The 12,649-nt window shown below is 63.4% G+C and carries 7 protein-coding genes; all 7 read right to left on the bottom strand.

Annotated elements, in window-relative coordinates:
- Positions 1–124: 124 nt before the first annotated feature.
- The 7 genes from K6M89_RS10650 to K6M89_RS10620 all read right to left on the bottom strand — a co-directional run bounded on the left by K6M89_RS10650 (position 125) and on the right by K6M89_RS10620 (position 12,292).
- On the bottom strand, positions 125–1,363 hold the full coding sequence (locus K6M89_RS10650) for a vWA domain-containing protein (protein ID WP_222139402.1): 1,239 nt from the start codon (positions 1,361–1,363) through the stop codon (positions 125–127).
- 120 nt (positions 1,364–1,483) lie between these two features.
- On the bottom strand, positions 1,484–2,371 hold the full coding sequence (locus K6M89_RS10645) for a transglutaminase family protein (protein WP_170964776.1): 888 nt from the start codon (positions 2,369–2,371) through the stop codon (positions 1,484–1,486).
- Entirely contained in the window at positions 2,368–4,785 is a 2,418-nt protein-coding gene (locus K6M89_RS10640; protein ID WP_222139401.1) for a circularly permuted type 2 ATP-grasp protein, read from the bottom strand. The genes K6M89_RS10645 and K6M89_RS10640 overlap by 4 nt, the downstream gene beginning before the upstream one ends.
- A gap of 49 nt (positions 4,786–4,834) precedes the next feature.
- Positions 4,835–8,161, bottom strand: coding sequence for a transglutaminase family protein (locus K6M89_RS10635; protein ID WP_222139400.1), 3,327 nt, complete (start codon positions 8,159–8,161; stop codon positions 4,835–4,837).
- 109 nt (positions 8,162–8,270) lie between these two features.
- Positions 8,271–9,653 carry a sensor histidine kinase gene (locus K6M89_RS10630; protein ID WP_222139399.1) on the bottom strand — a complete coding sequence of 461 codons (1,383 nt, stop codon included), beginning with the start codon at positions 9,651–9,653 and terminating at the stop codon, positions 8,271–8,273.
- Complete coding sequence (locus K6M89_RS10625) at positions 9,650–10,327, bottom strand: response regulator (RefSeq protein WP_097580397.1); 678 nt, start codon at positions 10,325–10,327, stop codon at positions 9,650–9,652. Before K6M89_RS10625 ends, K6M89_RS10630 begins: the two co-directional genes overlap by 4 nt.
- Before the next feature lie 96 nt (positions 10,328–10,423).
- Positions 10,424–12,292: an adenylate/guanylate cyclase domain-containing protein gene (locus tag K6M89_RS10620; protein ID WP_222139398.1), complete on the bottom strand. Its 1,869-nt coding sequence runs from the start codon at positions 12,290–12,292 to the stop codon at positions 10,424–10,426.
- Between the last annotated feature and the right edge of the window lie 357 nt (positions 12,293–12,649).

The following is a 12,649-nucleotide window of genomic DNA, read 5'->3' as shown; positions in this document are numbered from 1 at the left end:
CGGGGTTCGAGAGGATTGATTTCAAACGCTTTTCCCGATCAGATGGATGGGATAGCGATAACGAAAAGCCGCGCCGGTTTGTTCCGGCGCGGCTTTTTTGATCGGCTTTCGGTTGGCAGTATCGTCAGTTCGTCAGGCGCGTCACTTGAGTGGACGCCTTCGCTCCGATCGCTTTGAACGCGGCGAAAAGGTCTTCCATTTTTTCCGCCTGGAAATAGTGCGAGGCGTCTGAGGCGCAATACTGCAGCAGCGCCTGTCCGCCCTCGGGCGCCATGAAGGCGATCGTATAGATCACAATGCCCTTGGACTTGGCCGTGTCGCATGTCGCCTTGGTCAGCGTGTCATATGAACGGCCGCCGCTGCTGTCGTTGTTATTGTCGCCGTCCGTCATGAAGACGATGTACTTCTTGGGTATCTGCCCGCTCTTCAGCTGGTGGGCGGAGTCTTCGGCGTCGTTCCCCGCAGCATTCTTTGCCGTCAGGGACAAATAGGCAGTGCCCATCGCGCCGCTGGAATTCGTGCCGCCTCCTGCCTGAAGCGCATTGACATAGCTCGAAACACCAACAGTTCCCCAGGCGAGACTGCTGGGTGCGTATTGAACGATATCGTAAGATACCGCGCCGGTGCGGACATATTGGGCGTTGGGATCGGCGCTGCTCAACTGGACGAAGAGTTTGCCGGCGGCCATCTTCAGCCCTTCTATTTTCGTATAGTAGTTTGCGCGGCTGCCGGTGCAGGTGTCCCAGACTTCCTTGCCCTTCTTGTTATAATGGGGATTGCAGGCGTAGGTATATGATTCCGTGGGATCTTCCTCGTTGACAGTCGCCGTGTCTTCTCCCATCGATCCTGATTTGTCGAGCGCCAGATACATCGAGATGGAGCCCTGGGTCTGGGTCTGGGAATGGCCGCCGACCGTCGTGCCTGATGTCGAAAGGTGTTGCGTGGTGAAGCCGACCGCCTGCATCAGCGGATTGACCGTCAGGTCGTAGCTCGGCGAAACCGTCACCTGGTAGGATGTCGAATTTCCCGATGTGTTTGTCTGCACGGTAACGCCCGTCGTGCTTTTGATATCGACGCCGCTTTGCAGATAATTCGCCATTTGCCCTGCGACGAAATTCCGCGCGAAGGCCTCGGCCTGAGAGGTTTGGATCGTGCCATTCGCCAGCGCGGTGGCGGTGGCAAGCGCCGCCGAATCGGCGGCTTCCTGCAGTTGCTGCTTGGAGAGCAACATATCGCCGACATGGACCGCCATGCCGGCAGCGCCGAGAAGAACCGGCGCCAAAACCGCCGTCATGATACCGAAATTACCGCCTCGATCGCTGAACATGCGACGCAGGCAGGGATGCAAAAAGAAGGTGCTCATCATGTTCACCCAACTGGAAACCCTGTCAGGTAATTAACGCATGCTGGTTCTTTACGCCGACCTTACGGCGTCAATAGAATTTTAACGAATCGCCGGTTTTTTCCAGTTTTGGGATTTGGCTTATTTCAGCGGGATCACGTCGACCGCCTGGACGGCGCGCTGGCCGCCATAGCTTTTCAACACGCCGATAACGGGGACGACGTCGGAATAATCGCGCCCATAGGCGACGACGATGTGGTCGGTGCCGGCGGGGATGTCGTTGGTCGGGTCGAGCTCGATCCAGCCGATCGTCTCGCCGCACCAGATCCTGACCCAGGCATGCATGGCATCGGCCCCTTCCAGCCGTTCCTTGCCGGGCGGCGGAATGGTGCGCAGGAAGCCGGAGACGTAACCTGCCGGAATGCCGAGGCTTCGCAGCGCCAGGATCATGACGTGGGTAAAATCCTGGCAGACGCCGCGCTTCAGCTTGAAAGCCTCGAGCGGCGTGGTGTCGACCGTCGTCGCGTCGGGATCGTAGGTGAAATCCTTGTTGATGCGGGTGCAGAGCGCATGAGCGATCTGCATCGCCGTCAGATCGGGCTTGGCGCAGCTTCGTGCATAGTCGGCGATCTCGCGCGTCGGTGTCAGGCGCGGGCTGTCGCCGAGAAAGTGGTGCGGCGAATCCGGCGCCAGCGACCAGATGCCTGCTATCTCCTCGGGCAGGTCGGCAAGCAGCGGCGAGAAATCGGCGACGATGGGCTGGCTTTCGACCTGCACCCGGGCCTGCATGCGAATGTCGAGCTCCTCGTGCGGCGCGCGCAGCATGAAGGCGGTGGCAGGGTGTTGAAAGAAATCGACGAAATGCGACTGCTCGTCCGGCGTCGGCGAAATCGTGATCGAGCCGGCGACGAGGCGTTGCCGGTTGGTCAGCGACAGCGGCATCAGGCGCATGATGTGGCGAGCGCCGGAGGCCGGCACGTCGTAGATGTAACCCATGCGGAGCGAGAGGTCGTAAAGCACTGCCGTCACCCGAGATAGGTCTGGGCGAGCAGGTCGGAAAGCTGCTCCAATTCGCGTTCGAACCGCTGATAGACCTCGGGCCCCATGCCCTCCGGCGTCATCACCGCCAGGCCGGAATGAAGCCGCATCGCCTCGCGGTAGAAGGGCGACATCTGGCCGTTGATCAGGGCATTCGGCAATTGCTCGACCTCGTGGTGGATCTCGTTCACCTGGAAGAGCACCGAGCGCGGGTTGAGCGGATCGAGCGCCAGCAAATCGGTGACCGTCAGCCGCGCCGTATTGACGTTGTAGCGACGGCGGTGGGTCATGACGCTGTCGCCGATCTCCAGCAGCATGTCGAGCGCGCCGTCCGGCGCTTCCGGGCCGGACATGTGGCCGAGCAGGCGGGTCATGTGCAGGCCGCGCTCGATATAGCGGCCGAGCGAGAGGAAGCGCCAACCCATGAAGCGATACATGTTCTCGTGCACGAGGCCGGCGAAACCGGCGAGCTTGCGCAGAAGGATCGTCATCGCGTGGCTGGCGTCGTCGCCGGCAGTGACGGTGACACGGAAACGGCGGGCCGTCTTGGCCAGATCATTCAGCGCCAGCCAGCCGTCCGGCGAGAAACGGTCGCGGATGTTGCTCGCCGAATAAACGGCGCTGTCGATGTTGCGTAAGAGCGTTTCCGGCACGGCTTCGGCAGTATCGATATCGACGGCGGCGAGGTAGGCCGAGACGTCGGCGAGCAGCGGCTGGCTCGGATCGGCGGCCTCGGCATAACGCGCATGCCAGGCGCGCAGGATGCGCAACGCCCCTTCGGCGCGTTCGATATAGCGGCCGAGCCAGAACAGGTTGTCGGCCGCCCGGCTCGGCAGGCTGCCCGGCATGTTGCGGGTGAAGCTGCCTTCGGCCGGCAGCAGCGTGTGGCGCTCGACCGGCTTGTCGCTGACGATCCAGACATCGGCGGCCGCGCCGCCCGACTGCATGGCGATCGCCGCGACATCGGCGCCGGAGCCGATGCGGGCAAAACCGCCGGGCATAATCTGCCAGCCGTCGGCGGTGCGGGCGGCGAAGACGCGTAGCGACATCGGCCGCGGCACCAGCTTGCCGTCCACCCAGGCGGGCGTCGTCGAGAGTGTGACGACCTCCTGGCCGACCAGCTTGGGGCCGTCCGAACTCAGCCAATCGGTGATGGAATCCCTGGCGGTCGCCCGCAGCGACGAGCCGAGCACGGATTCGCCGTCGTCGTCGAAGAAGGGCGCCCGGGAATAGGCCGGGCCGATCACCATCTTCTCGATATTCTTGGCGACGTGCTCGCGCTCCTCCTCCTGGCCGCACCACCAGGTCGCAATCGAGGGCAGCCGCAGAGCCTGCCCCAACAGACGGCGGCAGATGGTCGGCATGAAGGCCAGAAGCGCCCGGGTTTCGAGAATGCCGGTGCCGAGCGCATTGACGATGGTGACGCTTTCGGTGCGCAAGGCTTCGACGAGGCCGGGCGTGCCGATATGCGAATTCTGGTTCAACTCCAGTGGGTCGGCGAAGGCGGAATCGAGACGGCGCCAGAGCACGCCGATCGGCTTCAGGCCGGCGACGGTGCGCACCATGACGCGGCCCTTAACGACGGTCAGATCCTCGCCCTCGAGCAGCATGAAGCCGAGATAACGGGCGATGTAGGCGTGTTCGTAATAGGTCTCGTTGGCCGGGCCCGGCGTCAGCACGGCGATGCGATCGTCGCCGGAATGTTTCATGCCCTGCAGCGCATCGCGGAAGGCGCCGAAGAAGGAGGCGAGGCGGTGGACCGGGGTTTCGGCGTAGATATCCGAGAAGGCGCGGGTGGTGGCGACGCGGCTTTCCAGCGCGAAACCGGCGCCCGACGGCGCCTGCGTCCTGTCGGCGAGCACCCACCAGTTGCCGTCAGGCCCGCGGCCGATCTCGAAAGCGCAGAAATGCAGATAGTGGCCGGATGCCGGTCTGATGCCGGAGAGCGGGCGCTGGAATTCGGGATTGGCGGCGATCAGCGCCGGCGGCAAGACCCCTTCCTCCACCAACCGGTTGTCGCCATAGATATCGGCGACGATCGCCTCCAACAGATCGGCGCGCTGGACCAGGCCCGCCGACAGCGCCTGCCATTCGCGCTCGTCGATCAGCACCGGGATATGCGAGATCGGCCAGGCGCGTTCGCCGGTGCCCTTGCTGCCGTAGGCGCGGTAGAAGACGCCGGCATCTCGGAGATAGCGGTCGGCGCGGGCGAAACGCTCGGCGAGATCCTTTTCCGGCATTGCGCCGAGATGCGAGAGGAAACGCTGCCAGACGGGGCGGACGACGCCATTATTGTCGACCATCTCGTCGGCAGTGCCGCGAAGCGGCGCATAGTCGAAGGCCGCATCCTTGCCGATGCGAACCTCTGCCTCACCCTTGCGCTCCGCTGCGGGCCTTTTACCCATCAAAACTCACATCCCAACCCCGGCCTCAGCCCTTGGCCTCGATCCCGGCTCAAATTCCGGCGGGTCGCCGCAGATCCAGCGTCAGCGGGAATTCAGGCGAACCCGTCTCGGCGCGCGGGATATAACCGCCTGCCGTATGTCCCCACGGTTCGAAGCGGGCGAGCCGCCTTGCTTCCGCCTCGTTGCCGTTGACCGGGAAGGTGTCATAGGTCCGGCCGCCCGGATGGGCAACATGATAGATGCAGCCGCCGATCGAACGCTTCGACCATGTATCATAAATGTCAAAAGTCAAAGGCGTGTTGACCGGCAGGACCGGATGCAGGCCGGAGGCCGGCTGCCATGCCTTGTAGCGGACGCCGGCGACCGATACGCCGGAGGTGCCGGTCGGCGTCAGAGGCAGGGTGCGGCCGTTGCAGGTGACGGCGTAGCGCGCTGTATTGCTGGTTTCGAACCGCACCTGGAGGCGCTCGACGGAGGAGTCGACATAGCGGACGGTGCCGCCGACCGCGCCTTCCTCGCCCATGACATGCCAAGGCTCCAGCGCCTGGCGCAGTTCCAGCTTCGAGCCCTCGTATTCGACTTCGCCGCAGAAGGGGAAGCGGAATTCGAGCTGGGCCTTGAACCATTCCGGGCTGAGGTCGAAGCCGTTTTCGCGAAGATCGGCGAGCACGTCGAGGAAATCGGCCCAGACGAAATGCGGCAGCATGAAACGATCGTGCAAGGTCGTGCCCCAGCGGACGAACTTGCCGTCGACCGGGTTCACCCAGAAGCGGGCGATCAGCGCGCGCACCAGCAATTGCTGGGCAAGCGACATGCGTGCGTTCGGCGGCATCTCGAAGCCGCGGAACTCGATGAGGCCGAGCCTGCCGGTCGGGCCGTCGGGCGAAAACAGCTTGTCGATGCAGATCTCGGCGCGGTGGGTGTTCCCGGTGACATCGGTCAAGAGATTGCGGAACAGGCGGTCGACGAGCCAGGGCAGCGGCTGCTGACCGCGGCCGGGAGCCGCGATCTGCGCCATGGCGATCTCCAGCTCGTAGAGGCTGTCGTGGCGAGCCTCGTCGATGCGCGGCGCCTGGCTGGTCGGGCCGATGAACATGCCGGAGAAGAGGTAGGAGAGCGAGGGGTGGCGCTGCCAGTGGAGGACGACGCTCTTCAACAGATCCGGACGGCGCAGGAAGGGGCTGTTGTTCGGATTGGCGCTGCCGACGACGACATGGTTGCCGCCGCCGGTGCCGGTATGACGGCCGTCGATCATGAATTTGTCGGCGCCGAGCCGGGTGGCGCGGGCCTCCTCGTAGATTGCCGTGGTGATATCGACGCAATCCTTCCAGTTGGATGCCGGATGGATGTTGACCTCGATGACGCCGGGATCCGGGGCGACGCGGATGACGTTGATGCGCTCGTCCTGCGGCGGCGGATAACCTTCGATATGAACGGGAAGCTTGAGCTCGGCGGCAGCGTTTTCGGCAGCGGCGATCAGCTCGAGATAATCCTCGATCCGCTCGACCGGCGGCATGAAAACGCAGAGCCTGCCGTCGCGCGGCTCGACCGACATGGCGGTGCGCACGGCGCCGCCGATTTCTCCGAGCGTCTGTTCGATGCGGCTGCGATTGCTCTCGCCGGCGTGGAAGGAGACTTCCGGCATGGCGCGGCCGGCCGGTACGAAAACGTCGGGCAGCGGCTCGCGCGGGATCGTCGGATCGGCGGGATGGATATAGGGATAACGCGCCGGGGGGACATAGGGCAGAGTACCGAGCGGCAGGCGGTAGCCGATCGGACTGTCGCCGGGAACGAGGAAGATTTTGCCGCGGCGGGTGCGCCATTTCTCGCTAACCCAGACCCGGCTTTCGGCGGCCCTGGCGTTCCATGCCTGGACCGGTAGGATGTAACCGGTGGGGACGGTGAGGCCACGACCGAACACGCGGGCGATGCGGTTGCGTTCCTCGGGATCCTTCAGCTTCGAATTCGCCGGATCGACATTGTCGGGAAGATTGCCTTCCTTGATGATCCAGTCGGCCGGATCCTCAAAGGCCGGCTGCACCATGTCGGGCTTGATCGCCAGTTCTTTTGCGATCGCCGTCAGCAGCTTTTCGGCATCCTCGGCCGCAACACCGGTATCCCTGCCTTCGGCGGCGACCAGATCGAGGTTCTGCCAGATCGGCTTGCCGTCGCGGCGCCAGTAGAGCGAGAAGGTCCAGCGCGGCAGGCTTTCGCCCGGATACCATTTCCCCTGGCCGTAATGCAGGAAGCCGCCGGGGGCGAAGCGCTCCTGCAGCCGGCGGATCAGGCTGTCGGCCTTTTCGCGCTTGGTCGGGCCGACGGCCGCGGTGTTCCACTCTTCGGACTGGAAGTCGTCGATCGAAACGAAGGTCGGCTCGCCGCCCATCGTCAGGTGTACGTCCTCTGCTTCGAGGACACGGTCGACCTTCTCGCCGAGTTCGTTGAGCTCCTCCCAGCTTTCGTCGGAGAAGGGCTTGGTGATACGCGGGTGTTCGGCGACGCGCGAGACCTTCATATCGAAGGCGAATTCGGTTTCGGCCTCGCCGAAGTAGCCGCCGGAGATCGGTGCGGCGTTGCGGTAATGCGGCGTGGCGGCCAGCGGAATGTGGCTTTCGCCGGTCAAGAGGCCCGATGTGGGATCGAGACCGACCCAGCCGGCGCCGGGCAGGTAAACCTCGGCCCAGGCATGCAGGTCGGTGAAATCGACCTCGGTGCCGGAGGGGCCGTCGAGCGCCTTCAGGTCCGGCGTCAGCTGGATCAAGTAACCGGAGACGAAGCGGGCGGCGAGGCCGAGATGGCGAAGGATCTGGACGAGCAGCCAACTGGTGTCGCGGCACGAGCCCTTGGCTGTTTCCAGCGTTTCCTCCGGCGTCTGCACGCCGGCTTCCATGCGGATCACATAGCCGATCTGCCGCTGCAGGCGGGCATTCAGGCCGACGACCATATCCACCGTCGCCTGTCCGGGCGACCAGTCGAGCGTCGGCAGCAGCGCTTTCAGGCGCGGGCCGGCCGGCTCGGGCGTCATGTAGATCGACAGATCCTCGCGGATCGTTTCGGGATAATCGAAGGGCCATTTGGTCGCTTCTTCTTCGACGAAGAAGTCGAACGGGTTGTAGACCGTCATGTCGGCGACGAGGTCGACCTCGATCTTGAACTCCGTTACCGGGTCCGGGAAGACGTAGCGGGCGAGATAATTGCCGTAGGGATCCTGCTGCAGATTGATGAAGTGGTTGGAGGGCGTGACCTTCAGCGAGTGGCTGAGCACCCGCGTCTTCGAATGCGACGCCGGTTTCAACCGGATAATCTGGGGGCCGAGGCGAACCGGCTTGTCATAGATATAATGGGTCAGGTGGTAGATACTGGCTTTGATCGACATATTTCTCTTTTATCCGGCGCGCATCGTCGTGCGGCTTGCTGTTCCCAAAGCCAGTCTGTGCAATGCAGCGAAAGAAAGCAAGGTGCAAAGGCCGGGGTGGCGACGGCTTTTACGACGCCCTGGCAAAGGTGACGGCCACCTTCAGCCCGCGGCCGTCGGTTCCAGGTTCCAACGTCATGACAGCATTGAAAAGATTGGCGATTTCCTCGACGATGGGGAGGCCGAGGCCGGCGCCGGGCGCGGCGGAATCATTGCCGCGCGAAAAACGGCGGCGCACCGCCTCCAGCTTCTCGCGCGCAATACCGGGGCCGTTGTCCTCGACTTCGAGGCGGATCGTCTCGGCGGCGGCGATGACGCGGACGGTGACTTCAGCCCCCTTGCCGGCATAGGCGATGGCATTGCCGGCAAGATTGCGCAGCATTTCGCCGATGAGCAGCGGCTCGGCGCGGATCATCGCCGGGCCCTCACCCTCGAAGCCGAGATCGATGCCGGCGACGGCAGCGGCCGGGATCTGTTCGCCGGTGATTTCCTGGGCGATGGCGGCGAGATCGATGGCGGAGGCGGTCAGCGCCTCCTTGGCCGTGGCGGCGTCGATCTTCGCCATCAGCAGAAGCTGGGCAAGAATGCGCTCGGCATGCGCGACGGCCTGGTCTCCCTTCAGCGCTGCCGCCTGGGCTTCAGCGAGCGAGCCGGCGCGGGCCGAAAGCGCAAGCTGGGTGCGGATAATCGCCAGCGGCGTGCGCAGCTGGTGGCTGGCATTGCCGGTGAAATTGCGCAGCGCATCGAGCGCCGACTGCAGGCGGACCATGAATGAGTTCACCGTATCGACCAGCGGCTCGACCTCGCTCGGCACGGTTTGTTCGATCGGATGCAGATCGTCAGGACTGCGTTCGCCGATGGCGTCGCCGAGCTTGTAGAGCGGGCGGAGCGCCACCGTGACCGAGATCCAGACGATGACCGCCGCTCCGGCGATCATGACGGCGAGGCGCAGTGCCGAACGCACGAGGATCGCCTGAGTCAACTGCCGGCGGGCGATTGTGGTTTCGGCGACGGTCACGACGAAGGGCACCGAGCGGATGCCGGTCGAGGCGGAACGTTCGAGCGTGGCGATGCGGATCGGCTCGCCGCGAAAGGTGTCGTCGGCGAAGGCGGCCGCACCGCTCGGCGTCTTCTGCAGGACCGGCAGAGCCTGGTAGCCGGTGATGAATTGGCCCGGCGGGCCGTCGACGCGGTAGAAGACGCGGTCCTGCGCGGCCGAGGTTAGCATTTCGAGCGCGACATAGGGGATATCGACCTGCAGCGTGCCGTCTTCGGCGACGACGACGCGTTCGGCGATCGCGAGCGCCGAGCCGGCGAGAACACGGTCGGAGACGATGTTCGAGGTTTGCACAGCCTCGCGATAGGTGTCGGCAAGTGCCAGCATGCCGATGACGGCCGTAGAGACGAGCAGCCAGAAGAGCAGCCGGCGCCGGAGAGAATAGGCGGCCTTCATGAAGCCTCGGGCAGCTTGTCGAGATAATAGCCGATACCGCGGGCAGTCTTGACCGTCAGGCCATGCGGCGAAAGGCGCTTTCTCAGCCGGCTGACATATTGCTCGATGGCGTTTGCGGAAATGTCGTCGTCGAAGGCGGTCAGCGACTGTATGATCGCCTCCTTGGCGACGACCTTGCCGGCCCGCATGAAGAGGATTTCGAGCAGGCCAAGTTCTCGGGCGGGAATGTCAAGAGGGGTGGAACCGGCGGAGAAGGTGCGGGAATTGAGGTCGAAAGAAATGCCGCCGAAGCCGACCGTCGCCGACCGCAGCCCGGCCTGGCGGCGCAGCAGCACGCGCACACGGGCCTCGAATTCGGCGATGTCGAAAGGCTTGATCAGATAATCGTCGGCGCCGAGATCAAGGCCTTTTACCCGTTCCTCCGGCGATCCACGCGCCGTCAGGATGAGGACGGCCGCCTGATTCTGCCGGGCGCGCATGGCGCGCAGCACGTCGAGCCCGTCCATCTCGGGCAGGTTGAGGTCGAGGATGACAAGGTCGAAATTTTCCGCCGCGATGACGGCATTGGCGGACGCCCCGTCATGAACGACATCGACGGCATGGCCCGTGCCGCGCAAGATCGCCGAGAGCCCGTCGGCCAGCGCGATATTGTCCTCGGTGAGCAGGATGCGCACGGATGTTCCCCTGTTTTTCAAGCGACGTTACAGGGGTGAAGACGGGTTGTCACAGCGATTTTGAAGATTGGTGAACGGGCCGCATAAAGATCGATCTCAGCTGCCCGTCCTTTCCATCTCTTCGCGCTGTGTCATCGCGGCGGCAAGCAGCTTCTGGAAGCGCGGGTCGTCGCGGATATTGTCGAGGTCGGAATCATTGTTGAACCATTTGATATGGTAGACGGAGCTGTGGGGCAGCAGCTTCTCCAAGAGGTCGATCGCCTGGTCGATGTCGCCGAGGACGGAATAGACACAGGCGAGATTATACTGGGCGACAATGTCGTCGGGGTCGATGGCGATCGCCCGCGCCGCCCAGTCGCGTGCGCGTTTGACATCGCCGAGATGGGCAAGCGCCAGCGCACCGCGATGGGCGGGACCGGAATTTTCCGGATTGAGATTCAGCGCGCGTTCGGCGCGCAGCAAGCCGAGGCGGGCCCAGTTTTCCCGGTCCACCCCACGGCCGAGTGAATGGTAGGCGGCCATCAGATGGATCGGCGAGACGTAGTCGTCAGGGCGGATTTCGGCGGCGCGGGTGAAATATTGAACGGATTCGGCAAAGTTTCCGTGCATGAAGAAGAACCTGGCATAATGGAAATTCGCCTCGAAGAGGTTCGGGTCGAGCGTCAGGGCACGCTCGAAGGCCGCCGCCGCCCGATCATCATAGCCGCTCTGATGCAGGGCCAAGCCGTGCGAGGCATGGGCCTCCGGAAGATCGGGATCGAGCGCGAGCGCGCGGGCGCTCATCTCGAGGATGCGTCTCAGCGGCACATCGTCGGGCGCCCAGTCGCGGATCGCGGCGTCGCAATCGGCGATGCCGGCATAAGCGCGGGCATAGTCCGGATCGAGCTCGACTGCTTTGCAGAACATGCGCCTGGCGAGCTGCAGGTAGGATTTCGTCCAGGTGTGGGAAAGCTGGCGGCCCCGGAGATAATAGGTATAGGCCTCGACATTGGCGGTCGGCTCGTTGGCGATCGCCTTCTTCTCCTCCGGCAGCAGGCGCACCTTCAGCTGGCCGACGATCGCATGGGTGATCTCGTCCTGGATGGCGAAGATGTCGGTGAGGTCACGGTCGTAGCGCTCGGCCCAGAGATGATCGCCATTGGCGGTGTCGATCAGCTGGCCGGAGATACGCACGCGCTTGTCGAAGATGCGCACACTGCCTTCGAGCACATAGCGCACGCCGAGTTCCTGGGCGAGCCGCTTCAACTTCACCGAGATGCCCTTGTAGGTAAAGATCGTATTGCGCGGCACGACGTGCAGGCTGGAGATCTTGGAAAGATCGGTGATGATGTCTTCGGTTATGCCGTCGGAGAAATAATCCTGGTCGGCGTCGCCGCTCATATTGGTGAAAGGCAAGACCGCGATGAAGCAGGTATTGCGGTTCTGCGCGATGAGCCTGGCGGAAGAGGGCGGCGCGAGGGAGACGGTGTAGACCTGCACGGGCTGCCGGATGTTCTTCAGCATGTGTTCGCCGATAAATTCGAAGCCGAGATTGAGGCGCGAGCCGACCTGATCGCGGACCGAAGCCGACACGGCGATGCCGCCGGGCGCGGCGATACGCTCGAGTCTCGCGGCGAGATTGACGCCGTCGCCGAAGATGTCGCCATTTTCGACGACGACGTCGCCGAGATTGATGCCGATGCGGAATTCGACGCGCTCATCCTTCGGAACGTTCTCGTTGCGGGTCGACATGCTCCGCTGGATTTCGGCGGCGCAGGCGACCGCATTCACCACACTCTGGAATTCGGCCAGGATGCCGTCGCCGGTGAGTTTGACGATCCGGCCCTTGTAGTCCGAAATCCTGATATCGACCAGCTCGCAGCGATGGCGGTTCAGCGCCTGCAGCGTGCCTGACTCATCGATGCCCATCAGTCGGCTGTAGCCGACGACATCCGCAGCGAGAATAGCGCTCAGTCGTCGTTCCATGACCCCTCCCATGGATCTTCCCGGAATAACCTAGCTATTTTTAGAGTTTTTGTCGCGCAGAGTCGTCCCCCGAAAAAGAAATTCGGGCGGCGTCGACGTTTTGACGCGGCAGCGCGACCATATATCGTCGCCGGTCTTCATCAATACTCTAAAAGGGTGAAGGACGGCCTTTGATTCCTAATCCTTTGTGGTGAAAGTTGGCGGAAATGGAATATACGGCTTGGCCAAAGCTTGCCGGTCGGCACCGAAAACGACCGGTGATCGAGTTGAGCCGGCCTCACCGAGGGCCTCGCTCCGGCGCGCCCTTGCTCCTCCAGCCGTGCTCGGGCATTGTGGCGGTATGAGGAGAATTTTCGT

The sequence above is a fragment of the Rhizobium croatiense genome, from assembly GCF_019793465.1.
GTDB classification, from domain to species: domain Bacteria; phylum Pseudomonadota; class Alphaproteobacteria; order Rhizobiales; family Rhizobiaceae; genus Rhizobium; species Rhizobium croatiense.
This window is presented reverse-complemented; position numbering and strand designations above follow the sequence as displayed.